Origin of the sequence: Microbacterium testaceum (assembly GCF_001476285.1) — a bacterium.
GTDB lineage: Bacteria > Actinomycetota > Actinomycetes > Actinomycetales > Microbacteriaceae > Microbacterium > Microbacterium testaceum_B.
On record NZ_LDRU01000020.1, the window covers coordinates 53,430 to 77,427 of the forward strand.

Sequence of the window (23,998 nt, forward strand, 5' to 3'; positions counted from 1 at the left end):
CGGCGTGTCTTTGTGCGAGCCGTGCATCACCGGGGTGCGACGGGCCGGCGCCCCGCGGCTCCACGTCGCCGTGTGGCGTCGGTTCCGATCGACCCGAGAATGAGCGCGGTCTGCAGGATGAGGGCCTCGCGAGGGCCGGTGGCATCCCATCCGATCACCTCGGAGACGCGCTTGAGGCGGTACCGGACCGTGTTGGGGTGCACGTACAGCTCGCGAGCGGTCGCCTCGAGGGAGCGGCCGTTGTCGAGGTAGCTCCAGAGCGTCGCGACCAGATCGGTGCTGTGCGCTTGGAGGGGCCGGTAGACCCGATCCACCAGTGTCTGCTTCGCCACCGCGTCGCCGGCGAGAGCGCGCTCGGGCAGCAGGTCGTCGGCCTCCACCGGACGCGGCGCGTTGCGCCACGCGCGCGCGACGGCGAAGCCCGCGAGCGCCGCGCGGGCGCTCTGACCGGCGTCGACGAGGGCCGCGACCGGGGGGCCGAGCACCAGGTGCCCCGACCCGAACCCGGGTTCGAGCCGCTTGGCGATCTCGGTGAAGGGGAGCTCGGTCGTGTCGTCGCCACCCCGCGCGGGCAGCTCGGCTCGGCCAAGCACGAGCACGAGACGAGACCCCTGGACACCGATGAGCACGTCGACTCCGAGCTTGCGCGCCGTGCGGCGCACCTGATCGACGTCGAACTGCGGGGGAGTCGTCCCGACCAGGACGGCGACCTCTCCGTGCCCGTGCCACCCGAGGGCGGCGATGCGGCTGGGCAGCTCTTCGTCGGCCTCGCCCGTGAGGATCGAGTCGACCACGAGCGCCTCGAGACGCGCGTCCCAGAGGCCGCGTGCCTCCGCCGCGCGCGCATAGACGTCGGCGGCGGCGAACGCGACCTCGCGCGAGTACAGGAGCATCGCCTCGCGCACACTCTTGCTGCGCCCGGCGACGCGCTCCTCCATCACCTCGACGGTGACGCGGACGAGTTGCAGCGTCTGCGTCAGGCTCACGCTGCGCAGGAGTTCTCGAGGGGCCGCCGCGAAGATGTCCGACGCGATCGCCGGGGTCTGAGCGGGGTCCTCGACCCACTGCGTGAACGACGTGATGCCCGCCTGGGCGACGAGGCCGACGGCGGATCGTCGGGCCGGCGGCATCCCGGCGTACCAGGGGAGGGTCTCTTCGAGCCGCTGGATCGTGGCCGTCGCGAGGTCGCCGGAGATCCGGCGCAACCACACGAGGGTCTCTTCCTTGTCGCGTGCGACGCGATCGAGGCCGTCGCGCGAAATGCGGTCGGGACCGGCCCCGCCCGAGTGGGGGGAGCCGGTCCCGACCGTGGGTTCACTCACGTGATCAGGCCTCGCCGCCCGCGTTGCCGCTGGTGCCGGCGTTGACGTCGTGCAGGCGGTACTTCTCGATCGCCTGCGCGATGACCGCGCGGTCGACCTTGCCCTCGTCGGCGAGCCCCTGGAGCGCGCGGACCGCGAGCGAGGGGCCGTCGATCTTGAAGTAGCGACGAGCCGCGGCGCGCGTGTCCGAGAAGCCGAAGCCGTCGGCCCCGAGCGTCAGGTAGCGCTGCGGAACCCACTGGCGGATCTGGTCCTGGACCGCGTGCATCCAGTCGCTGACCGCGATGACCGGGCCCTCGGCATCCCGAAGCTTCTCGGTCACGTACGCCGTGCGCGGCTCGGCGTCGGGGTGCAGGAAGTTGTGCTCGTCGGCGGCGAGGCCGTCGCGGCGCAGCTCGGTCCACGAGGTGACCGACCACACGTCGGCGACGACGCCCCAGTCGTCCTTCAGCAGGCGCTGGGCCTCGAACGCCCACGGCACACCGACGCCCGAGGCGAGCAGCTGCGTGCGGGGGCCGTCGCCCTCGCCGGTCGAGATGCGGTGCATACCGCGGACGATGCCGTCGACATCCACGTTCTCGGGCTCGGCGGGCTGCACGTACGGCTCGTTGTACACCGTGATGTAGTACATGACGTTCGGGTCCGGGTGCTCGCCGCCGTACATGCGCTCGATACCGGAGCGGACGATGTGCGAGATCTCGTACCCGTAGGCCGGGTCGTACGACACGGTGGCGGGGTTGGTGGACGCCAGGAGCTGCGAGTGCCCGTCGGCGTGCTGCAGACCCTCACCCGTCAGCGTCGTGCGACCGGCGGTCGCGCCGATGATGAAGCCGCGCGCCATCTGGTCGCCCGCCGCCCACTGCGCGTCGCCCGTGCGCTGGAACCCGAACATCGAGTAGAAGACGTAGACCGGGATCAGCGGTTCGCCGTGCGTCGCGTACGACGTGCCGGCCGCGGTGAACGCCGCGAGGGCACCCGCCTCGTTGATGCCGACGTGGATGATCTGGCCCTGCGGGCTCTCCTTGTACGCGAGCAGGAGCTCGCGGTCGACCGAGGTGTAGTGCTGGCCCTTGGGGTTGTAGATCTTCGCCGTGGGGAAGTACGCGTCCATACCGAACGTGCGCGCCTCGTCGGGGATGATCGGGACGATGCGGTGACCGAAGTCCTTGACCCGCAGCAGGTCCTTGAGCAGGCGGACGAACGCCATGGTCGTGGCGATCTCCTGCGTGCCCGAGCCCTTCTTGGGCAGCGCGTACGCCGAGTCTCCCGGGAGTTCCAGGCCCACGTGCGTGCTGCGACGCTCGGGCAGGAAGCCACCGAGCGAACGACGACGCTCGAGCATGTATTTGATGGTCTCGTCGTTCTCGCCGGGGTTGTAGTACGGCGGCTGGTACGGGTTCTCGTCGAGCTGTGCGTCGGTGACCGGGATGTCCATCGCGTCGCGGAAGGCCTTGAGGTCGTCCAGCGTCAGCTTCTTCATCTGGTGGGTCGCGTTGCGGCCCTCGAAGTGCGGGCCGAGGCCGTAGCCCTTGATCGTCTTCGCGAGGATGACGGTCGGCTGGCCCTTGTGCTCCTTGGCCGCCTTGAACGCCGCGAACACCTTGCGGTAGTCGTGGCCACCGCGCTTCAGGCCCCAGATCTGCTCGTCGGTGTAGTCCTTGACGAGCTCGAGGGCCCGGGGGTCGCGACCGAAGAAGTTCTCGCGCACGTAGGCGCCGTTCTCGGCCTTGTAGGTCTGGTAGTCGCCGTCGGGCGTCGTGTTCATGAGGTTGAGCAGCGCGCCCTCGGTGTCGCGGGCGAGCAGGTCGTCCCACTCGCGGCCCCAGACGACCTTGATGACGTTCCAGCCGGCACCACGGAAGAAGCTCTCGAGCTCCTGGATGATCTTGCCGTTACCGCGGACGGGGCCGTCGAGACGCTGCAGGTTGCAGTTGACGATGAACGTGAGGTTGTCGAGACCCTCGTTCGCCGCGACCTGCAGCTGTCCGCGGCTCTCGACCTCGTCCATCTCGCCGTCGCCCAGGTAGGCCCAGACGTGCGAGTCCGAGACATCCTTGATGCCGCGGTTCGAGAGGTACTTGTTCGACATCGCCTGGTAGATGGCGTTGATCGGACCGAGACCCATCGACACGGTCGGGAACTGCCAGAACTCCGGCATGAGACGCGGGTGCGGGTACGAGGGGATGCCGTTCGGTGCCTGCGACTTCTCCTGGCGGAAACCGTCGAGCTGGGCTTCGGTGAGACGGCCCTCGAGGTAGGCGCGGGCGTACGCGCCGGGGGAGGCGTGGCCCTGGATGAAGATCTGGTCGCCGCCGGAGGGGTCGTCGAGACCGCGGAAGAAGTGGTTGAAGCCCACCTCGTACAGAGCGGCCGACGAGGCGTAGGTCGAGATGTGGCCTCCGACGCCGATACCGGGACGCTGCGCGCGGTGCACGGTCACCGCGGCGTTCCAACGGATCCACTTGCGGTAGCGACGCTCGAGCTCTTCGTCACCGGGGAACTCCGGCTCGTTCTGCTGCGAGATGGTGTTGATGTAGTCGGTGGTGGGAACCATCGGCACGTTGAGGTGCAGTTCCTTGGAGCCCTTCAGCAGGCTCAGCATGATCTCGCGAGCGCGAGCCGGCCCCTTCGCCTGAACGAGCTGTCGCAGGGATTCCTGCCACTCCCCGGTCTCTTCGGGGTCGCTGTCCTGCGGCCCTTGCGAATACGGATCCTGGTCGTGAACAGTCACGGAAGACCTTTCGTCGTCTGGCAGGTCATGCCAGAGAATCGCCATACAAGTGCGGCAACCCTTGTTCGCTCCGCACAATCAACCATCGTCCAGCCTAGCGAGTCGCGGCCCAGCCGGATGCGCACGGTTCCGCTGCGCCCGCGCGGGGTCACGTGGATGGTTCGCCATCGAGGCATCCGAACGTCACGGACGGGTGAAGACGAGGGTCAATTCCGCAGAAACGCTCGGAGGTAGCGGAACCGAGAAGCATGTTTACATGCCACTTCTCGAGCGGTGCGCACTCCGTTCACCCGATCCCTCTCGCCGTCGCCGGGCTGCCACGGTGAGTCGTCCACTTCTAGCGTGACGCCGGTGAACCGATCTCTCCCCGCCCTCGACCGCCGTCGATTCCTCGCCACCGCGGGTTCCGGCGCCGCTCTCGCGGCTGCCGGTGTCGTGACCGCGCCGACGAGCGGAGCGGCTCACGCGCAAACCTCGACCGGCGCCGTCGATGTGATCACGGTCGACGGGGCGATCCCGGGGATCCCGTATCGCACACGCACGTCGATCCTGGATGTGGCGGAGTACGCCCGTCGCGCACAGGTGAACAGCGCGGCGTTCACGAACGCGTGGACCCGCGCCCTGCAGCGTCTGGCTGAGGTGCCGGCTCCGGCCAATTCTCCCGCGTCCGGCAACAGCGTGAACTGGCGCCCGAATTCGGGGGTGGTGATCCGCGTCGACCCGGGGTTCTACGCGATCGATCAGTGGTCGATGGCCACGCGACCCGCCGACCTCGGACTCCCGGGATCCGAGAGCGAAGGCCACCAGTACGGCGAGTGGTCGGTGCGCATCACGATCGAGGCGGAGGGGGTGGTGCTCGTGGCGAAAGATCATCAGGGGACGAGTGTCGGGAGCCCCGTCGTCTACCTGGGCAACCCGGACTCTCCGGGTGGCAGCAGAGATCTTCTGAAGCGGGTCACGCTTCGGGGCCTCACGGTGCAGAGCGACGGTGATTCCCTGCAGGGCGGATACGTCGCCGACCGGATCGGGATGCTGGTTCACCAGAGCCAGGAGATCCGCCTCGAACAGGTCTCCGTCTTCGGCTTCGCACGTGAAGGCATCCGCCTCGAGGGGGTCATGGACTCGACGATCGATGCGGCGGTGGTCGGGTGGTGCGGACGCCCTTCCCGACTGGCGACGGCACCCGACCCCCTGCCGTTCGGCCTGTCGCTGACGAGTACCCGCGACTCGTCCGGAGCGATCCTGGAGAACTGCAACGCCGTTCGCGTGATCGACAGTCACCTGGAGTTCTGCGAGCAGGAACTGTACCTCGACCGCGGAACCCGGCATGTCGAGTTCATCGGGTGCAAGTTCGAGCACGGCTGGGGAACCACCTCCGCGCAGTCGCCCATCTCGATCGGTTCGCCGGCGAACACCCGGTCGGCACACGACCGCGTGCTCGAGATCGGGTTCACCTCGTGCATGTTCGTGCAGAACACCTACGTGAACGCCGGGTCTCATCCGAGCCACATCGTGGTCGGCGAGGTCACCTACGGCGGAGGCGAAGCGGCCGCCGCGAAGACAGCCATCACCTTCAGCGGATGCCACTTCTCGGTGCCCGACGGGGGCGGCGAGCGCTGGTTCACCGGTGGCGACACCACTTTCGTCGGTTGCGACTTCGCCGGGTGCGGAAACGCCGAGGGCGAACCGCCGTGCTTCGACCTGGGCAACGACGTCACCTTCGACGACTGCCGTTTCGCGGCCGTGGCCGAGCTGCACGACGGCGTCACCGGTAGTCGTCGGGCCGGTGAGCCCGGGGCGGCGGTACCCGGTTCACGGGCCGACCTCTTCCGCTTCCGGGGCGGCGCCTCCCGCGTGATCAACCCGGTCATCTACTTCCCGCCCCCGACCGAGGGTGTCCACACGTCGCCCGGGTCCGTGGCCACGCTCGCCGGCGGTGCCGGGGACGCCAACCGCATCGCCGGTTGGCATCCGGCCTTCTACGGACTGCCCGGGGATGGAAGCGGCAGACCGGGGCCGATCGCCGCCGTGCGATACGAGGAGACGGGGCGGACGCAATTGGGCTCGTCTCTCGTCTGGGAGGCGATGAGCGGCGCGTCGACCCCGGTTCTCGAGCCCGATGCACAGGGTCGCGTCTCGGTCTGCGGGCGGGAGCAGATCCGCGTGCAAGGCGGGCGAACGTACAGAGGCTTCACCGACGCCTACGCCGGGCAGGTGGTTCGCGTCGTTGCGGACGGCGAACCCATCACGTTCGTGGGAGGGTCCCTCGTCCTGAAAGGCACCCAGACGCTCCGCGCGGGCATCGCCGACATGACGTCCTTCGTGTTCTACACCTACGGCTCGGGATCCGCATGGTTCCAACTCTGACCGTCCGTGCGCGAACGGGCCCGGTGAAGCCCACGATCGGGCGGCGGCTCGACCCCCGCTCGAACAGCCTGAACGCGGTGCGCCTGGTCCTTGCGCTCCTCGTGTTGGTGGCGCACGGCGAGGAGCTCGGCGGCTACGGCCGGCACCTCCAGCCGATCGGGCCCTGGGCGGTCGCCGGGTTCTTCTGCATCTCGGGTTACCTCATCGCCCTGAGCCGGCGACGAGCGCGAGGGGGCGGCGACTTCTTCCTGCGACGGATCGTGCGCATCTATCCCGCGTTCTTCGTGGTCCTTGTCGTCGTCGCGTTCGTGGTCGCACCCTTCGCGTCGGTCGTTCTGAACGCGGGTCCGTGGCGCATCGACGCCGCGGCACTGTACGTCGCCCGAAACGCCGGGCTGTGGATCGTGCAGCCCGCACTCCGCGACATGCTGGTGCAGCTTCCCTACCCGGGGGTATGGAACGGCTCGCTGTGGACACTCGCGTACGAGTTCGCCTGTTACGTGGTGACGGGTCTCATCGGGTTCCTCGCCGCGACCTGGGGCCTGCGGACGACGATCGCCCTGTGGGTGGGAAGCACCGCCGTTGCCGTGCTCGCCGGCGTGGGCGTCGTGAATCTTCCGCACACGCTGGCCACGTTCGCCACGCTGCTCGCCTTCTACCTCTCCGGGACGCTACTCGTCGTCTGGCAGGATCGTGTGCCCCTTCGCCCTGCTCTGATGATCGGTGCGGCTGCTGTGGTCGCGGCCGTGGCCATCACGGGCGCTCCGCAAGCCGTGGCCGGCCCGGCGATGGCCTACCTCATGATCGCGGCGGGAATCCTGCTTCCCCTGCGTCGAATAGGGGCGCGCAACGACATCTCCTACGGGATCTACATCTATGCGTTCCCCGTTCAACAGCTTCTCGCGTTGGCCCTGGCCGATCGAGGCGTGCCTTTCATCGTTCCCCTCGCACTCGCCATGGCGCTCACGATCCCGCTCGCGTGGGCGAGCTGGCTCTTCGTGGAACGACCGGCGATCCGCGCCCACCGTCGATGGGCGTCGAGGCGCCGGGAGGCGGGCGTAGCCTGAGCGCGTGACCTCCAGCGCATCCGCGGGCTTCCGGACCCGCCCCGAGCATCGCTGGCCGGTGCTCATCGCTCTCGCCGTCGGAACCGGCCTGTACGCGGTCCTCCCGAGCGATGCCTCGGGCGCGCTGCGCTATGTCGTCGTGGTCGCAGGTGTCCTCTGCGCGATCCCGATGATCGTGACCAATCCGGCACGCCTGACCCGCGAGACCCGCATCGGGCGCGGTTTCGCCCTGGCATTCACCGTGGTGCTCCTGAGCGCCAACCAGGTCGCCTTCTTCCTCCTCGTCCACCAGCTGCTGCAGGGCGAGGGGAGCGGCGCGACGACCCTCTTGGGCGCGGCGCAGGTCTGGGCGATCAATGTCATCGGCTACGCCGTCGTGTACTGGGAGATGGATCGCGGCGGTCCGATCGCTCGCCGCCGGGATGCCCGCGCTGAGCTTCCTCCCGCCGACTTCCAGTTCCCGCAGGACTCCGACCGCGACGCGGTCAGCGAGGTGGCGCGGCGCTCGTCCGACGTCGAAGACTGGGCGCCGGGGTACGTCGACTACCTCTATTTCTCGGCATCCAACGCGATGGCCTTCAGCCCGACCGACGTCATGCCCCTGAGCACGCGCGCCAAGATGTTCATGATGGTGCAGGCGATCTCGGGGTTCGTGCTTCTCGCGCTCGTGATCGCGCGGAGCGTGAACATCCTGAGTTGACGGTGGTGGGCCCTGCCGGGATCGAACCGACGACATCCACGGTGTAAACGTGGCGCTCTACCAGCTGAGCTAAAGGCCCGGGATGCCACGAGTCTAGCGGGCGGGCGAGGCCGGGCCCTCCTCGAGCGCGCGAGCGCAGAGATCGACGAGGAACGTGTACACCGCGCGACTCGGATCGGCGACGAGTTCGTGCACGCCGTCGACCGGCGCGGTCACGCGCTTCCATCCGCGCCCCGGGATGACGGCGTCGAAGCGCTCGCTGCCCGCTCCCTGGAGGAGCACGTCGGCCCATCCGCCTGTCGACGAGTCGACGGCCGCCTCGAGGTCCCGCGTCGACACCGTCATCGGTTCGGCGTCGTCGATCGGCCAGAACGGCTCGAGTCCGATCCACGCGGCAACGAAAGCGGGGACGTGCTCCGGAACGACCAGAGCGATGTGGCGGCGTTCCGGATCGGCGATCGCGGCACCCCCGTTCAGCTCGCCGATCGAGGGGTCGTGCGCGATCACGACGCCGCGCGGTCCGGCGAAAGCCACGAGAACGGCGGCTCGGCCTCCGCGCCGAACCCGGGCGACGAGGAGAGGCTGACGCGCGCCGAGGGCCGAGGCGACAGCCGTGCCCGTCGGGGTGAGCGCCGCGCCCTCGTCGATGAAACCGGCCGCGAGCAGCTCGGTTGTGGCATCCGTCGTTCTGACCCGACGGGGAAGAATCGCGGATGCCAAGCCCCGGCGCGAGCGTGACGCACCCGCGCGCAGCGCGGTCAGAGCCGCCGCCGAGACCACCGGCGCGGTCGTGGCGAAGGGCGGGGGAGCGAACGCGCTGAGAGCCTCGAGCGGGAAGCCGACACGCGTCGACGCGTCGGCATCCGCGGGAGCGGCACCCACCGATCGCGCCGCCGCCTCGACCTCGCCGGCATCGGCGGTGAGACGCAGCTGCGCGGCGATCCACGAGAAGACCGGGCCCACTGCTCCGAGCTGAGCGGGGGTGGCGCTGGCGGACAGGTGCACGTGGTGCGTCCCCGTCGCCCACACCGTCTTCGTCACGACGACGTCGGTCGCTCCCGCCGGGTAGACGAAGGTGATGCATCGCGCGCGGGCGAGGGTGGCATCCGGATTCTCGTCCCACAGGTCGACGCCCACCACCCGGGCTCCGGGATGCTGCTGGCTCGAGGCGAGGATCGCGGCCGCGGACGCGTCGGTGAGCGGCGCGGTGCTCTCCACCGCGGTGAGGACGAGGTTGGGCTGGAAACCGTCCTGCCGATCGCGGAGGGTGAGCACGAGTTCGGCGCCGTCGTACTCCGAGGCGACGAAGCTGTCGGGATATCTCACGATGGCGTGCGGCGTCTGCACCTCGTGCACCTGGGGAGCACGTCGGTCGGCGGTCGAGAACTTCACGCGCGGCCGCCTTTCGTCGTCGGGTCGCCGCGCAGGGTGAGGTACCACGCGGGGAGAAGGAAGCGGGGGAGCCAGAACGCCCCGACGATCGCCACGACGAGCAGGATCGCCGCGACCGCGAGCAGGACGAAGAACACCTCTCGCGAGTACGACTCCACGAGCAGGGCCACGGATGCCACGGCGAACGCCGCACCCAACCACAGCCAGGCGAATCCGATCGTGCTGCCGAATCCGCGGCGCGCGCGGATCCACCCCTTCCATCGACCGGTGTAGGCGACGACGCCGAGAACGAGGAACACGACCCCGAGGAGAAGCCCGACGGTCACAGGACGTTCCCCGGCTGCGCCCCGACCGGCCCCGGCGCCATGATCTCGACGTTCTCTTGACGGACGTCATCCATCACGTCCTGCGCGACCGCTTGACCGCCCATGCCACCCAGGACGCCGCCGATCACACCGCCGATGATCCCGCCGATGATGGTTCCCGGGCCGGGGAAGATCGATCCGATGCTCGCACCGAGGAGAGCGCCGCCCCAGCCGCCACCGGCTCCACCCGCGACAGACGCGCTGCCGATCACGACGGTGTCGACGACGGCCTCTTCCTGCCGCTGATCCTCCGACCAGTCCGGGTGCCGCGTGAGGGTGTCGTTGTAGCTCTCGCCGTAGACACCCCAGTACGTGAGTCCGGCGCCGAGCAGCCCCAGCGCCTTACCGGCGCGGCCGGCCCACTCCGGCGGCGTGCCCACCTTGTCGGGAGCGAACTGCGGCTGACCCTGCCAGCCCGGGAGGCCCGAGACGCGGGGAGGGGCGTCGGGCAGCAGATTGCTCTCGAGCATCAGGATGCCGGAGGGGCTGCGCACCCACACCTGCCCATCGATCATGGTGCGCGGCCACGTCGGGTTGATCTGGCCCGCGGTGAGCGTGATCTCGTCGGGCAGGAGGGCTCCGGGACCCGGGACCATGAGCGTGCCGCGGTACCGCTGGAGGAGCTCGGCGGCGAGACCCTGCGTGCCCGAGCCGATGTTGCCGTTGACGATCTCGAGGCCGTCGTTCATCGACCACGAGGCTGACGTCCGAAGAGCGCGCAGCGCTCGCGCGCACTCCTGGTCGGCCGCGACCACGTCGCCCTCGAAAACCGATCGCCTCTGCGCGACGTCCCACACCGTGGGGGCGCTCGGGTCACGGTCGTCCATCGGCAGGTCGAGCTGCTCGTCGACGGTGGCGAGGTCGGCCACCAGGGCGGCGCGCCGCGCCTCGAGCGACGTCAGGGTGTCGGCGTAGGTCCGCAGAGCCGAGACGGCAGCCGTGAGAGCGGTCTCGAGGTCGTCGACGGTCGGCGGCACAGGCGCCATCGCGCCGTACGCCGTCTGCGCTTCGGGAGCGTGATAGACCGCGCTCAGACCGCCCCAGGTGGTCGTGATGTCGGTCGAGGCGTCGTCGAGTCCGTCCAATGCCGCGGCGAGGGTGTCGGCGGCCGCCGATACCGCTGCCGAGCTGGGCACCGCGACGAGCGGTCCGGTTCCGGTGAAGGGCGTGCTCACGGCTGCACACCGCTCATCGTCGACTGCGTCTGCGCCGCCATGTCGTAGTCAGCCTGCTCGTAGAACGAGATCACGCTCTCGGTCGTCTCGGTGACCGTGCTGACGTGCCGTCGGAGAGCGGCGAGGCGGATCAGGAACGGGTCGGCGGCGACCTCGCTGAGCGCGGTCGAGGTCTCACCGTCGCCGACAGCCGTCTGGACTGCGTCGAAGGCGTTCGCGGTCGCGGTCACGACATCGTCGATGGCCTGGGCGTGTTCGTCGGTTGCACGGCAGACGGCGCGCGCCTGTACGGGATCGATGCTCCATGTCACGGTGATGGCATCCCTTCATCCGGGGGGTCCGTACGTTCCAGGCTACCCAGGGCGCTCGCGTGTCCGACCCTCGCGGTAGCGTGGACACCGTGAACGCCGACCCCGCCGACCAGCGCAAACTGCTCGATCTCGCCGACCTCGATGCCCGTATCCGGCACGATGAGCGTGTCGCGGGCAACCCGCCGCAAGCGGCGGAGGTGCGCGACCTGCTCGCCCAGCGCGCCACGCTGACCCAGGAACTGTCGAGTCGAGCCAACGCCCGCGACGACCTGACGGCTGAGATCGCGCGTCTCGAGTCCGACGTCAAGGTGGTCGACGCCCGGATCGCGCGCGACACCGAGCGACTGGCCGCCTCATCGAACCCGAAGCAGGCGCAGGGCTTCGAGAGCGAGCTCGCCGCTCTCGCGCGTCGCAAGAGCGATCTCGAAGACCTCGAGATCGAACTCATGGAGCGGCTCGAGAACGCGGATGCCGCCGTTGCCGAGCAAGAGGCTCTGATCGCCGAGACCAACGCCCGCGGTGCAGAGCTGAGCGCCGAAGCCAAGCGCGTGGTCGCCGAGGCCACCGAGCGCCTCGAGGGCGCCCGCCGCGACCGCGAGGCCGTGGCCGGCTCCGTGCCGACGGATCTGGTCGCGCTGTACGAGCGCCTGGCCGCGCGCGGAAACGGTGCCGGTCTCCTCCGGGCCGGTGCGTGCGAAGCGTGTCGCATGGTTCTGCCCCCGAGCGATCTGGCGTCGGTCCGCCGCGCGCAGACCGACGAGGTCGTCTTCTGCCCCGAGTGCGGGGCGATCCTCGTGCGCACCGAAGAATCGCGGTGAACCGCCCTGGCGTCCGCGGCCTCTGACGCGGTCGTCGTCGGACGGACGGCATCCGGTGATGTCGCCCTGATCGATCTGGATGCCACGGGCACCGCGACCTCCACCGTCACCGTCCGGGCGTCCGACGTCACCCGTGCGATCCACGACCGCGAGACGACCGGGCCGGTCCGCTGGATCTGGAGCGACACGCGTACGTGGTACCCCGGTCTGCTCGCCGCGGGCGTTCGCGTGGGGCGAGCCTGGGACCTCCGCCTCGTGCACGCGCTCCTCCGCGATGCAGCAGCCGTCACCGACGACCACGGTCTGCGTGCCGCTCGCACCTGGGACGCGATCGCAGCCGACACCGTCGCCGCCGACACGCTGTTCGACCTCGCCGACAGGGCATCCGGCCCTCCCGACACCGCAGACGCGGCGCTCGAGGAGTATCGCCGTCAGCGCGCCGCCATCGACGGTGCCTCGAGGCCCGATGCACTGCGCCTTCTGTGCGCGGCCGAGTCGGCGGGCGCACTTCTCGCGGTCGAGTTGCACGCGACGGGCCTTCCGTGGAGCGTCGAGGCGCACGGCATCCTGCTGGCACGCGAGCTGGGGGAGCGGCGCGGCCGGGCTCTCCCCACCCGCATCGAGGAGTCCGCGGCACGCGTGCGCGCGGCTCTCGGCGACCCGTCGGCGTCGCTCGACTCGCAACCACGTCTGTTGAGGTCGCTTCATCGCGCCGGTCTCTTCGTCGAGTCGACGAGCAAGTGGGAGCTGTCCGAACACGACCATCCGGTGGTGGCACCCCTCCTGGCCTACAAGAAGCTGATGCGCCTGTACACCGCGAACGGGTGGGCGTGGATGTCGGAGTGGGTTCACGACGGACGGTTCCGGCCCGTGTACGTCCCGGCGGGGGTCGTCACCGGCCGCTGGGCGTCATCCGGCGGGGGAGCGCTGCAAATTCCCCGGGCGCTCCGTGTCGCGGTCCGCGCCGACCCGGGGTGGACGCTCGTCACGGCCGACGTGGCGCAGCTGGAACCCCGCGTCCTGGCGGCGATGGCGCGCGACACCGCTCTCGCCGACGCCGCGCGCGGCCGCGATCTCTACGCGGGTGTCGTCGAGGCCGGTGCGGTCGCCACGCGCGCCGAGGCGAAGATCGCGATGCTCGGGGCGATGTACGGCGCGACGACCGGGGAGAGCGGCCGTCTCCTTCCCCGTCTGCGGCGCACGTTTCCCCGGGCCATGGCGCTCGTCGACCACGCGGCGCGTGTCGGCGAAGAGGGCGGTGTCGTGTCGACGTGGCTCGGCCGTACCTCGCCCGGCCCCGGCGAGGCGTGGCGCGCGGTGCAGTCGCGCGCCGGCGACGCCGAGGCATCCGGGATCGACGAGACCCGCGCCCGCCGCTCCGCGCGCGATCGGGGGCGCTTCACGCGCAACTTCGTGGTGCAGGGAACGGCCGCTGAATGGGCTCTCGCCTGGCTCGCCGACCTGCGCGGGCGCCTCGCGGCCTTCGAACCCGTGGATGCCGCGGACGGCGCGCCCCGCTCCGGCCCGGTGTTCGAGCGCCGCCCGCACCTGGCGTTCTACCTGCACGACGAGATCATCGTGCACACGCCGGTCGTTCACGCCGAAGCCGTCGCCGCGGCCGTCCGGGATTCCGCGGCGACCGCTCAACGCCTTCTCTTCGGATCGTTCCCCCTGGACTTCCCGCTCGACCTCAGAATCGGCGAGACGGCGGAGAAGGGTTAGACGGCCCGCGTACACTCGAGGGTGCGAATGGGTCGGCTGGACGGTCGCGTCACGGGTTCGCCCGTGCCGAGGAACGTCCGGGCTCCACAGGGCAGGACGGTGGGTAACGCCCACCCGGAGCAATCCGCGAGACAGTGCCACAGAGAGCAGACCGCCCGCGCTTCACGGCGCGGGTAAGGGTGAAAGGGTGGTGTAAGAGACCACCGGGGTCGTGGTGACACGACCCGCACGGTAAACCTCGTCCGGAGCAAGGCCAGACAGGGGATGTTGACGCGGCTCGCCGAGTCCCCGGGTAGGCCGCTGGAGCGGCACGGCAACGTGTCGCCGAGAGAGATGACCGTCCACGGGGCGTTTCGCCCCCGGACAGAACCCGGCGTACAGGCCGGCCCATTCGCTTCACGTCACTCGACCACGCGAGTTCGCGCCGCGAGGACGGGCCTGCACGCCGGTTCGGCGAATGCGCCGGTCAGTCGCAGAGCGTCGCCTGAGCAGCCTGGGCGACGATGACGCCGTCACCCGGCTGAGCGGAGAGGCCCGCGGGAACGACGAGGATGACCTGGTCCGCGGGCGTTCCGGCCTCGAGCTGCTCGCACGTGCTCTCGCCGAGCGAGACCAACTGATCGTCCGTCGCCGAAGCGAGGTCGCCGAGCTTGCTGCGCACCTCGGTGAGGTAGGCGGCATCCTCCGACGAGGCCGGAGCCGCGGTGTCTTCCGGCTCGACGACGACGGTCGTGTCGCCCGACGAGAAGGTCCCGGTCTGTCCGGGCGTGACGGTGATGTTCTCCTCGGTCGTTTCGCTGGTGCATCCGGCGAGGAGCACAGCGGCGGTGGCGAGGACGAGGACAGCGGGGAGACGTTTCATGGCTCCACCATAGGAAAGCCGAAACGCGTCCGTCAGAAAGACGGCCTCACTTGACAGCGGGCAGCGCCTCGGGCACAGGGACGGCCAGCGAGGCTGCGCCGATGATCCCCGCGTTGTTGCGATGCTTCGCGGGGACGATGGGGGCACGCAGCTTCAGCAGGGGCAGGAACTGCTCGGAGTGCTTCGAGACCCCGCCGCCCACGACGATCAGGTCGGGGCTGAAGAGGAACTCCACGTAGTCGTAGTACCACTGCAGGCGCTTCGCCCATTTCTCCCACGAGAGTTCCTCGCGCTCCATCGCGGAGTAGGCGGCGTAACCCTCGGCGTCCCGCTTGTGGCCGCTGCGCTGCAGATGGCCGAGCTCGCTGTTGGGGACGAGCACGCCGTCGTAGATCAGCGCCGAACCAATGCCGGTGCCGAGCGTCGTCAGGATGACGAGACCGTCGATGCCCTTCGCGGCGCCGTATCGCACCTCCGCGACACCGGCGACATCGGCGTCGTTGGCGAAGTGGATGTCGCGCGACAGACCGTGCTCGAAGAACTTCTCCGCCTCGAAGCCGATCCACGACTTCGACACGTTGGCTGCCGAGAGGGTTCGTCCGCCCTTCACGATAGCGGGGAAGGCCACGCCGAGCGGCAGGTCTGCCGGCGCTTCGAGGGTCTCGAGCACCTCCTTGACGGCGGCGAGCACGTCGGCGGGCTCCGCGCCGACGGGGGTCGCGACCTTGATGCGATCGCTGACCAACTCCCCGGCATCCAGATCGACGATCCCCGCTTTGATTCCGGTTCCGCCGATGTCCACTCCGACCGCGCGCGACGCATTCGTTGCCATGCCCTCCAGCCTATCCAGCCGAGCGGCCTGGATCAGTAGGATCGACAGAGGCCCGGCGGACAGCCGCCGCAGACGCTTGACCCACGCGAGGAGCGATCGTGAGCGACGAGAACACGAAGTACTGGTACAACCTGGAAACCCACGAGGTCGAGCAGGGTTACGCGTCGCCCGCGATCGACCGTGCCGGTCCCTTCGACACGGCCGAAGAGGCCGCTCGCGCCCCCGAGATCCTGCGTGAGCGGTCGCGGCAGTGGGCAGAAGACGACGCCCGCGAGGACCGCTGAGCCGTCGACGGATCAACCGCTGACCGCACCGCACCGTACTGAGAACGAGGGATGACGATGGACAAGCAGCGCGATTTCGTTCTGCGCACGATCGAAGAACGCGGCGTCAAGTTCGTACGCCTGTGGTTCACCGACGTCGTGGGCACGCTCAAGTCGGTGGCGATCGCGCCGGCCGAGGTCGAGGGAGCCTTTACGGAGGGCCTCGGATTCGACGGCTCGGCCATCGAGGGTCTCACGCGTTCGTACGAGTCGGACCTGCTCGCCCACCCCGACCCGACGACCTTCCAGATCCTGCCGTGGCGCGGCGAGATCGACCCCACGGCGCGCATGTTCTGCGACATCACGACGCCCGACGGCCAGCCCGCCGTGGCCGACCCGCGCCACGTGCTCAAGCGCACGCTCGCCAAGGCCGCCGACGCCGGGTTCACGTTCTACACGCACCCCGAGATCGAGTTCTACCTCCTCAAGTCGTCCCAGCTGGGCGCCGACGGACGCCCCGAGCCCGTCGACTCGGCCGGCTACTTCGACAACGTCCCCGGCGGCACGGCTCACGACTTCCGCCGTCGCTCGGTGCGCATGCTCGAAGACCTCGGCATCTCCGTCGAGTTCAGCCACCACGAGGGCGGCCCCGGCCAGAACGAGATCGACCTGCGCTACGCAGACGCGCTCACGACCGCCGACAACATCATGACCTTCCGCACGGTCGTGAAGGAGGTCGCGATCGAGCAGGGCGTGTACGCCACCTTCATGCCGAAGCCCATCAGCGGCCAGCCCGGAAGCGGCATGCACACGCACCTGTCGCTCTTCGAGGGCGACATGAACGCGTTCTACGAGGAGGGCGCGCAGTACCAGCTGTCGAAGGTCGGCCGTCACTTCATCGCGGGTCTGCTGCGCCACGCGAACGAGATCTCGGCCGTCACCAACCAGTTCGTCAACTCGTACAAGCGCCTGTGGGGCGGCGACGAGGCGCCCAGCTTCATCTGCTGGGGCCACAACAACCGCTCGGCGCTGGTACGCGTGCCGCTGTACAAGCCGAACAAGGGTCAGTCGACGCGGGTGGAGTACCGCGCGCTCGACTCCGCCGCGAACCCGTACCTGTCTTACGCGCTCATGCTCGCGGCCGGACTCAAGGGCATCGAAGAGGAGTACGAGCTCCCCGCCGAGGCCGAAGACAACGTGTGGTCGCTGAGCGACGCCGAGCGTCGCGCGCTCGGATACGCGCCGCTCCCCGCGAGCCTCGACCACGCCCTCGAGTACCTCGAGGAGTCGGAGCTCGTCGCCGAGACGCTGGGCGAGACGGTCTTCAAGTATGTGCTGCTCAACAAGCGTCGCGAATGGCAGCAGTACCGCGCCCAGGTGACGCCGTTCGAGCTCGCGAGCAACCTCGAGGCACTCTGACACCGCCCGACAGGACACCGATGATGTCGGGCGATCGATCGACGGCGCTCACAGCCCTGGCGCGCATCGGCTTCTCGCGACTCGCCGAGGCCGATGCGCTCCTGGGCGAGCTCGACGAGATTGTCGGCGTCGAGCGGACGGATGCCACGGCCCTGGCGCAGCGCGTCGCGGACCCCGATCGCGCCCTGTCGGCGATCGTGCAGATCGCTCGACGGAACGCGGACGCCGTGCGCACCTGCGCCACAGACGCCGGAGCGTGGCGGGCCTTCTGGGACATCGTCGGCGCCTCGGACGGGTTCGCGGAGTTCTACCTCCGTCATCCGGAGGAACTCGTGCACCTCGCCGGCGCCGGTCTGACCATCCCCGACGAGCAGGAGATGCGTGCCGACCTCCTGGCATCCGTCGGCGACGACAACGGCTTCGCGGCGGATTCTTCGGATGCCGCGTGGGTGGCGTTGCGAGTGCGCTATCGGCGCATCCTGGCCCGGATCGCCGCTTACGACCTCGGGCAGGACGACCCGGCCGCCGCGATCGACATGGTCTCGGCATCCCTCGCCGACCTGGCCGGAGCGGCGCTCGAGGCTTCGCTGAGCGTCGCTCGTGCGCGTGTGGCCGGGACCGGACCGGCGGCGTTTCCGCGCGCCCAGGTCGAGGCGACGCAGTTCGCGATCATCGCGATGGGCAAGACCGGAGCGCGAGAGCTCAACTACGTCAGCGACGTCGATGTGATCTTCGTCGGCGGGTCGGCCGACGAAGAGGTCGTGTCCGAGGCGCGGGCGATCGACATCGGGACGCGTCTGGCCGTGCAGACGATGCGCGGCATCTCGGGGCCCGAGATCGAGCCGCCGCTGTGGGAGGTCGATCCGAACCTCCGCCCCGAAGGGAAGCAGGGAGCGCTCGTTCGCAGCCTCGGCTCGCACCGGCAGTACTACGACCGGTGGGCGAAGAGCTGGGAGTTCCAGGCGCTCTTGAAGGCGCGCGCGATCGCGGGCGACGCGCAGCTCGGCGCCGACTACGTCTCGGCGATGCAGCCTCTCGTATGGCATAGCGCCGCGCGTGAGAACTTCGTCGAGGGCGTGCAGCGCATGCGCGAGCGCGTGACCGACCACATTCCGGCGAGCGAGATCAACCGTCAGCTGAAGCTCGGGCCCGGCGGCATCCGTGATGTCGAGTTCACGGTGCAGTTGCTCCAGCTCGTGCACGGGCTCACCGACCAGCGGATCCGTCAGCGCGGCACGCTCGAAGCGTTGGACGCTCTCGTCGCCGAGGGGTACATCGGGCGTTCCGAGGCTGAGGCATTCGCGCGCGACTACCGCCTGCTGCGTCTGCTCGAGCATCGCCTGCAGTTACGGGGCCTGCGCAGGACGGCGCTCCTCCCCGAGAAGCCCGACGATCTCCGCGTCCTCGCGCGGGCGACGCGACTGGCGGATTCCGCCGAGGGTGTTCAGGCCGCGTGGGAGGCCATCAAACGCGAGGTGCGCGACATCCACGTGCGCCTGTTCTACCGTCCGCTGCTCTCCGCCGTGGCGGCACTGCCGGAGGGGGAGCGAACCCTCTCGACCGAGCAGGCGCGCGATCGCCTCGCCGCGATCGGATTCCGCGATCCCGCCGGCGCCCTGCGGCACATCGCGGCGCTGACCTCCGGGTTGAGCCGCAAGGCCACGATCCAGCGGCACCTCATGCCGGTGATGATCCGCTGGTTCGCCGATGGCGTCGACCCCGACTACGGGCTCCTGGTCTTCCGGCGCATCAGCGAGCGGCTGGGCAACACGCCCTGGTTCCTCCGTGTGCTGCGCGACTCCGCCGGTGCGGCGGAGAGCCTGACGCGTGTCCTGTCGGGTTCGCGATACATCGGCGAGCTGATGGAGTGGATCCCCGAAGCGGTGGCATGGCTCGACGACGATGCCCTGCTCCGTCCGCGCTCGGGCAAGGCCCTCGAAGACGAGGCGCGTGCCATCCAGACACGATGGCAGAACATCGACGACGCCATGCGGTCGGTGCGCGCGCTTCGTCGTCGCGAGATGCTCCGTGTCGCGATGGCGGCCGTGCTCGAGGTGGTGTCGCTGGAGGAGCTCTCCGACGCTCTGACCACCATCACCGAGACGACCATCCAGGCGACGCTGCGCGCCGTCCGCCGCGCCGTCGTCCCGCCCGAGGACGATGAACTCGACTTCTCGGTCATCGCGATGGGACGCTTCGGCGGTCGCGAGCTCGGGTTCGGCTCGGATGCCGACGTGATGTACGTCTACCGGGCGAACGGCCTCGACCCGCAGCGCGCGAACAACCTGGCGCTGAAGATCGTCGCGGGTCTGCGCGAGCACTCCGAGGACCATCGTCTCCCGCTCGATCTCGACGCCGAGCTGCGCCCCGAGGGGCGCAGCGGCCCCCTGGCCCGCTCCCTCGACGCGTACGCCGAGTACTACCGTCGCTGGTCGTTGTCGTGGGAGGCGCAGGCCCTCCTTCGCGCCCGCGGCGTCGCCGGGAGCGTGAAGCTCATCAACGACTTCATGGCTCTCGCCGACGAGGTGCGCTACCCCGAGAAGGCCGACCCGAACGGTTTGCGCGAGATCCGCCGCATCAAAGCACGCGTCGAGAACGAGCGGCTCCCGCAGGGCGCGGACCCCGCACGTCACCTCAAGCTCGGTCCGGGGTCGCTCAGCGATGTCGAGTGGCTCGTCCAGATCCTCCAGTTGCAGCACGCCCGCGCCGTGCCGGGTCTTCGGACGACGTCGACCCTCGGAGCGCTCCGCGCGGCCGTCGATGCCGGTCTCGTGCCGGTCGACGCGGCCGAGAAACTCGCGGCGTCCTGGCACCTGGCGAGCCGCTTGCGTTCGGCCAACACCCTGCTCTCGGGCCAGACGAGCGACGTGCTGCCCGCCGACCGCGCCCGTCTCGACGGCATCGGACGCATCCTCGAGTATCCGCCGCGCTCGGCGACCCGCGTCGAGGAGGACTACCTCGCCGCGACCCGCCGTGCCCGACGCGTGTTCGAGAAGCTTTTCTACGGGTGATGCCCGCTCGGTGCCGAGCCCGCGGGCGGGGCTCGCGCGCCGGTCACGACATCAGATGCTCGCGCACCTCTCGACGTAGAACCTTGCCGACGAGCGAGCGCGGGAGGTCGTCGACGACGATCACGCGCCGCGGAACCTTGTAGGCAGCCAGGCGGGTCTTGCAGAAGTCGCGGACCGCGTCGGGCTCGAGGTCGACCCCGTCGCGGACGACGATCGCGGCAGCGACGTCTTCGCCGCCCCGCGGCTTGGGCAGCGCGACCACGGCGGCAGCCTCGATGTCGGGATGCGCGACGAGCGCGTCCTCGACCTCGCTGGGCGAGACGTTGAACCCGCCCGTGATGATGATCTCTTTCAACCGGTCGACGATCGTGACGAAACCGTCGGGTGAGACCGAGGCGATGTCACCGGTCCGCAACCACCCTCCGTCGAGCAGCGTCTCGGCGGTGTCCGTCGGGCGGTTCCAGTATCCCTGGAACACCTGCGGACCGCGGAGGAGGAGTTCTCCCGTCTCGCCGAGCGGGACATCGGTCTCGGGATCGGCGGGATCGACCACGCGGATCTCGGTGCTGGGGAACGGCACGCCGACCGTACCCGGCCGGCGCGACGGACCGATCGGGTTGCCGAGCGCGACGGGCGAGGACTCGGTCATGCCGTAGCCCTCGACGAGCAGACCGCCCGTCGCGGCCTCCCAGCGATCGACCGTCGCGACCGGCAGGCTCATCGCCCCCGAGATCGCGAAACGCACGGTCGACAGATCGATCGTGCCCCGGGCCGCCGCTCGGGCGAGCTGGTCGTAGATGGGCGGAACGGCGGGGAGGAAGGTCGGCGGGCTCTTCCGGACCGCGGATGCAACGAGCTCGAGATCGTACTTCGGGAACAGCACGAGCTTCGCGCCGATGCTCATCGCGAAGGTCAGGCACAGGGTGAGCCCGTACGCGTGGAACAGGGGAAGGACGCCGTAGAACGTCTCTTCCCCGTCATGGAGACCCGGCACCCAAGCGCGGCCCTGCATCGCGTTGGCGCGGAGGTTCGCGTGCGTCAGCACCGCCCCCTTGGGACTGCCCGTCGTGCCGCTCGTGTACTGGAGGAGCGCGATGTCGTCGAGTCGCGGTCCGGTGTGCTTGCGCGACAGCGTGCCGTGGGTAAGCAAGGTCTCCCAGGGTCGCGCGCGCTTCGACGTCGGCGCGGCGGTCAGCTGCGCGCGTGCCTCCCGGGCTTTGCGGACCGGAAGCCGGAGCGCAAAGCGCTTCGCGCGCGGCATGGCCCTCGTGATGTCGACGCTGATGACATGCTCGAGAGCCAGGTCGGAGGGGAACTCGGCAACGGTGTCGGCGACCTTGTCCCACACGATCGCGAACCGCGCGCCGTGATCCTCGAACTGGTGTCGCAGCTCGCGAGGGGTGTAGATCGGGTTGTGCTCGATGACGATCGCACCCAGCCGGAGTGCCGCGTAGAACGCGACCACGTGCTGCGGACAGTTGGGAAGCACGAGGGCGACGCGATCACCGGCACGCACACCGACCCGACGAAGACCCTCGGCGGCCCGGTCGACGAGTCTGCCCAGCTCGCGATACGTCGTCGTCGCGCCGAAGAACTCGAGCGCGGGACTCTTGCCGTACCGCGACACGCTCGCGGCCATCATCTCGGGCAGCGTCTGCGTCGGCTCGTCGATCTCGTGCGGAACTCCTTCTGCGTAGGAGCTCAACCAGGGACGCGAAGCGTAGGGGAGGGGCATGGCATCCATCCTTCCGTCCCCCTCCGACATCGCGGCGGCGCGGCACCTGTGGGGATGCCGGGAGCCTGGGGCGGAAACCCCTACGCGTGCGATGTGTTGCGCTGCCGCTCCGCTCGCGCTGCGAGATACAGCAGAACCGCGAAGGCGAGCAGAATTACCGCACCGATCCACCCGCTGACGTCTCGAAGCGGGGGAGCCGCGAACATCGCCGTCGCGCCCACAGCGACGAGACCTCCGGCAAGAACGCCGTAAAGCCGCATGCCGTAGAGCGAGATGAACGTGAGGTAGTGAGCGCCGACGATGATCAGCGACGCGGGGAGGAAGAGCGTCGGCGCCACGCTGCCGAGGGCGATCGCCACGAGCAGTCCGAGCGGGACGGTGAAGGCGCACTGCATGGCCAGGGCGGCTGACGGGTGCCCCCTCGGAAGGAACGCCGGCCCACCCATGATCTTCAAGACGACAGCCGAAAGGGGGAAGATCATCATGCCGCCGAGGAACAGGACAGACATCGACAGCCAGATCGGCCCCCATATCGAGGCGACCGACGCCGCCGCCCAGATCACGGCCGAGACGAGCGGCCCCGAGAACCCGCCCCGATATACCCGACGCACATCCGCCTGGGCGATTTCGACTTCCATATGGCTCATCCTGACAGGCCGCGCTTCGCCGCTCACACGGAGCAGTGCTTCGATGGACCCATGCACTTCCAATCGCTGACCGAGGATGACCTCCGCTCGTCCCCACCGTGGTGGCACGACCGTAACCTCGCAGCGGATTTCTGGCGTGACGGCGAGACCAGGTCGGCTGTGGCGATCGACGGGGGCGAGATCGTCGCGGCCGGAGCGATCTGGCTGTCCCGCGTCCACGACGCGCGTTTCTGGGTCGACATAGTCGTACATCCCGAGATGCGACGGCAGGGGATCGGGACGGCGATCCTCCGTCATCTGGCGACCCTTCGGTCACGCGATATCCCTTTCGCCGCACGCGGCTACGTCGATGAAGAGAAGATGCTGTTCGCGGACGCGCGCGGAGCGGTCACCACTCAGATCGTTCCGCCCGCACGGGTCGATCTGTCGACGCGCACCTCCCTGCGGTCGCATGCTCAGGTTCAGGCTGTGGCGGGGATCGACAGGTCCCGGATCGAAGCCGCGCACGCGGCCATGTATCAATGGACGCATGAGACCTGGAGTCCCGTCCGCCCCGGCTTCGAGACCGCACTCAACGAGGGCTTGTGGGACGTTCTGGACGTGGATGCCTCCGCCGCCGTCGTCGATGACCAGGGGCGTGTATCGGCGCTCGCTCTCGTCTATCGGGATACGGATCCGCCCCTCATCGTTGCCGAGACGACGACGCGCCATCAGGCCGAGGGAGAGCATCTCGTCGAGGGCAGCATCCGTCGCGCCATGGCGATCCTTGCCCACCGTGGTTTGACGAACGTCGACTTCGACGGACACGTCAGCGACCCGCACTTCCTACCCGCCCTGTCTCGCCTTCGTCCGAGCGGACGGTGGTTCAGGATCGTCGAAATACCGGCGCCGTGAGCGTCGCACCCTCGCGTTGACGACGCGATCGACCTACTCTGACGCCATGTGCCGGAACATCGTCCCCCTCCACAACTTCACCCCGCCCGCGACGGATGCCGAGTGCCACGACGCCGCGCTGCAGTTCGTGCGCAAGATCGTCGGAACGACCAAACCCTCGCGGGCCAATCAGGAGGTGTTCGATCGCGCGGTGGCCGAGATCGCGGCATCCGTTCGTCTCCTTCTCGACGACCTGGTGACGAGTGCTCCACCGAAGGTCCGTGAAGAGGAAGCGGCGAAGCGGCAAGCGCGCTCGGCCGAGCGGTACGAGGCGATACGTGTCTTCCAGGAGCAGAAGCGAGCCGCGCGGTCGGCCTCCTGACGGA

20 protein-coding genes, 1 tRNA gene, 1 other RNA gene and 1 pseudogene are annotated in these 23,998 nt (G+C 69.3%); 11 read left to right on the top strand and 12 right to left on the bottom strand.

What is annotated here, in order from left to right:
* Nucleotides 1-26: 26 nt before the first annotated feature.
* A complete protein-coding gene (locus NS283_RS04195; RefSeq protein ID WP_058595720.1) occupies nucleotides 27-1,262 on the bottom strand; it encodes a PucR family transcriptional regulator in 1,236 nt (411 codons plus the stop codon).
* Nucleotides 1,263-1,326: 64 nt separating this feature from the next.
* Complete coding sequence (gene aceE, locus NS283_RS04200; protein ID WP_058595630.1) at nucleotides 1,327-4,053, bottom strand: pyruvate dehydrogenase (acetyl-transferring), homodimeric type; 2,727 nt, start codon at nucleotides 4,051-4,053, stop codon at nucleotides 1,327-1,329.
* Between the two features lie 351 nt (nucleotides 4,054-4,404).
* Between aceE and NS283_RS04205 the strand changes: the two genes are divergently transcribed.
* From NS283_RS04205 to NS283_RS04215, 3 genes are read left to right on the top strand one after another with little or no spacing between them, the layout of a single operon-like run.
* Nucleotides 4,405-6,420 carry a hypothetical protein gene (locus NS283_RS04205; RefSeq protein ID WP_058595631.1) on the top strand — a complete coding sequence of 672 codons (2,016 nt, stop codon included), beginning with the start codon at nucleotides 4,405-4,407 and terminating at the stop codon, nucleotides 6,418-6,420.
* A gap of 23 nt (nucleotides 6,421-6,443) precedes the next feature.
* Complete coding sequence (locus tag NS283_RS04210; RefSeq protein WP_058595632.1) at nucleotides 6,444-7,487, top strand: acyltransferase family protein; 1,044 nt, start codon at nucleotides 6,444-6,446, stop codon at nucleotides 7,485-7,487.
* A gap of 4 nt (nucleotides 7,488-7,491) precedes the next feature.
* Nucleotides 7,492-8,187: a DUF1345 domain-containing protein gene (locus NS283_RS04215; RefSeq protein WP_058595633.1), complete on the top strand. Its 696-nt coding sequence runs from the start codon at nucleotides 7,492-7,494 to the stop codon at nucleotides 8,185-8,187.
* A gap of 3 nt (nucleotides 8,188-8,190) precedes the next feature.
* Here NS283_RS04215 and NS283_RS04220 read toward each other — a convergent pair.
* From NS283_RS04220 to NS283_RS04240, 5 genes are all read right to left on the bottom strand, one after another.
* A tRNA-Val gene (locus NS283_RS04220) sits at nucleotides 8,191-8,266 on the bottom strand.
* Nucleotides 8,267-8,280: 14 nt separating this feature from the next.
* Complete coding sequence (locus NS283_RS04225) at nucleotides 8,281-9,579, bottom strand: hypothetical protein (RefSeq protein ID WP_058595634.1); 1,299 nt, start codon at nucleotides 9,577-9,579, stop codon at nucleotides 8,281-8,283.
* Entirely contained in the window at nucleotides 9,576-9,905 is a 330-nt protein-coding gene (locus tag NS283_RS04230) for a hypothetical protein (RefSeq protein WP_058595635.1), read from the bottom strand. The genes NS283_RS04225 and NS283_RS04230 overlap by 4 nt, the downstream gene beginning before the upstream one ends.
* Nucleotides 9,902-11,119, bottom strand: coding sequence for a hypothetical protein (locus NS283_RS04235; protein ID WP_058595636.1), 1,218 nt, complete (start codon nucleotides 11,117-11,119; stop codon nucleotides 9,902-9,904). Before NS283_RS04235 ends, NS283_RS04230 begins: the two co-directional genes overlap by 4 nt.
* Nucleotides 11,116-11,430 (bottom strand): DUF6507 family protein, encoded by a 315-nt coding sequence (locus tag NS283_RS04240; protein WP_058595637.1) that lies wholly within the window; start codon nucleotides 11,428-11,430, stop codon nucleotides 11,116-11,118. Before NS283_RS04240 ends, NS283_RS04235 begins: the two co-directional genes overlap by 4 nt.
* Before the next feature lie 89 nt (nucleotides 11,431-11,519).
* Here NS283_RS04240 and NS283_RS04245 point away from each other — a divergent pair, with 89 nt between their 5' ends.
* From NS283_RS04245 to rnpB, 3 genes are all read left to right on the top strand, one after another.
* Nucleotides 11,520-12,248, top strand: a complete 729-nt coding sequence (locus tag NS283_RS04245; protein ID WP_058595721.1) for a zinc ribbon domain-containing protein — start codon at nucleotides 11,520-11,522, stop codon at nucleotides 12,246-12,248.
* A 6-nt stretch (nucleotides 12,249-12,254) separates the two neighbouring features.
* Nucleotides 12,255-13,970 carry a bifunctional 3'-5' exonuclease/DNA polymerase gene (locus tag NS283_RS04250; protein ID WP_058595638.1) on the top strand — a complete coding sequence of 572 codons (1,716 nt, stop codon included), beginning with the start codon at nucleotides 12,255-12,257 and terminating at the stop codon, nucleotides 13,968-13,970.
* Between the two features lie 28 nt (nucleotides 13,971-13,998).
* Nucleotides 13,999-14,364: RNase P RNA component class A (gene rnpB / locus NS283_RS04715), an RNA gene on the top strand.
* 72 nt (nucleotides 14,365-14,436) lie between these two features.
* Here rnpB and NS283_RS04255 read toward each other — a convergent pair.
* A complete protein-coding gene (locus NS283_RS04255; RefSeq protein ID WP_058595639.1) occupies nucleotides 14,437-14,832 on the bottom strand; it encodes a DUF732 domain-containing protein in 396 nt (131 codons plus the stop codon).
* 46 nt (nucleotides 14,833-14,878) lie between these two features.
* On the bottom strand, nucleotides 14,879-15,664 hold the full coding sequence (gene ppgK, locus NS283_RS04260; RefSeq protein WP_058595640.1) for a polyphosphate--glucose phosphotransferase: 786 nt from the start codon (nucleotides 15,662-15,664) through the stop codon (nucleotides 14,879-14,881).
* Between the two features lie 98 nt (nucleotides 15,665-15,762).
* On the opposite strand from ppgK, the gene NS283_RS04265 reads away from it, so the two are divergent.
* From NS283_RS04265 to NS283_RS04275, 3 genes are read left to right on the top strand one after another with little or no spacing between them, the layout of a single operon-like run.
* Nucleotides 15,763-15,948, top strand: a complete 186-nt coding sequence (locus tag NS283_RS04265) for a hypothetical protein (protein WP_058595641.1) — start codon at nucleotides 15,763-15,765, stop codon at nucleotides 15,946-15,948.
* Between the two features lie 57 nt (nucleotides 15,949-16,005).
* On the top strand, nucleotides 16,006-17,346 hold the full coding sequence (glnA, locus tag NS283_RS04270; protein ID WP_058595722.1) for a type I glutamate--ammonia ligase: 1,341 nt from the start codon (nucleotides 16,006-16,008) through the stop codon (nucleotides 17,344-17,346).
* A 20-nt stretch (nucleotides 17,347-17,366) separates the two neighbouring features.
* The gene (locus tag NS283_RS04275) at nucleotides 17,367-20,357 is read left to right on the top strand and encodes a bifunctional [glutamine synthetase] adenylyltransferase/[glutamine synthetase]-adenylyl-L-tyrosine phosphorylase (protein WP_058595642.1); all 2,991 of its coding nucleotides are present in this window, start codon (nucleotides 17,367-17,369) and stop codon (nucleotides 20,355-20,357) included.
* Between the two features lie 43 nt (nucleotides 20,358-20,400).
* On the opposite strand, the gene NS283_RS04280 is transcribed toward NS283_RS04275, so the two are convergent.
* On the bottom strand, nucleotides 20,401-22,092 hold the full coding sequence (locus tag NS283_RS04280; RefSeq protein ID WP_058595723.1) for a long-chain-fatty-acid--CoA ligase: 1,692 nt from the start codon (nucleotides 22,090-22,092) through the stop codon (nucleotides 20,401-20,403).
* 80 nt (nucleotides 22,093-22,172) lie between these two features.
* Nucleotides 22,173-22,730 (bottom strand): DUF7010 family protein, encoded by a 558-nt coding sequence (locus tag NS283_RS04285; RefSeq protein WP_058595643.1) that lies wholly within the window; start codon nucleotides 22,728-22,730, stop codon nucleotides 22,173-22,175.
* A gap of 60 nt (nucleotides 22,731-22,790) precedes the next feature.
* Between NS283_RS04285 and NS283_RS19195 the strand changes: the two are divergent.
* Nucleotides 22,791-23,039: pseudogene (locus NS283_RS19195) on the top strand (GNAT family N-acetyltransferase); the annotation flags it as partial.
* A gap of 12 nt (nucleotides 23,040-23,051) precedes the next feature.
* Here NS283_RS19195 and NS283_RS19200 read toward each other — a convergent pair.
* Nucleotides 23,052-23,546, bottom strand: coding sequence for a hypothetical protein (locus NS283_RS19200; protein WP_241492187.1), 495 nt, complete (start codon nucleotides 23,544-23,546; stop codon nucleotides 23,052-23,054).
* A 133-nt stretch (nucleotides 23,547-23,679) separates the two neighbouring features.
* On the opposite strand from NS283_RS19200, the gene NS283_RS04295 reads away from it, so the two are divergent.
* Entirely contained in the window at nucleotides 23,680-23,994 is a 315-nt protein-coding gene (locus tag NS283_RS04295) for a DUF2277 domain-containing protein (RefSeq protein ID WP_058595645.1), read from the top strand.
* Nucleotides 23,995-23,998 lie beyond the last annotated feature (4 nt).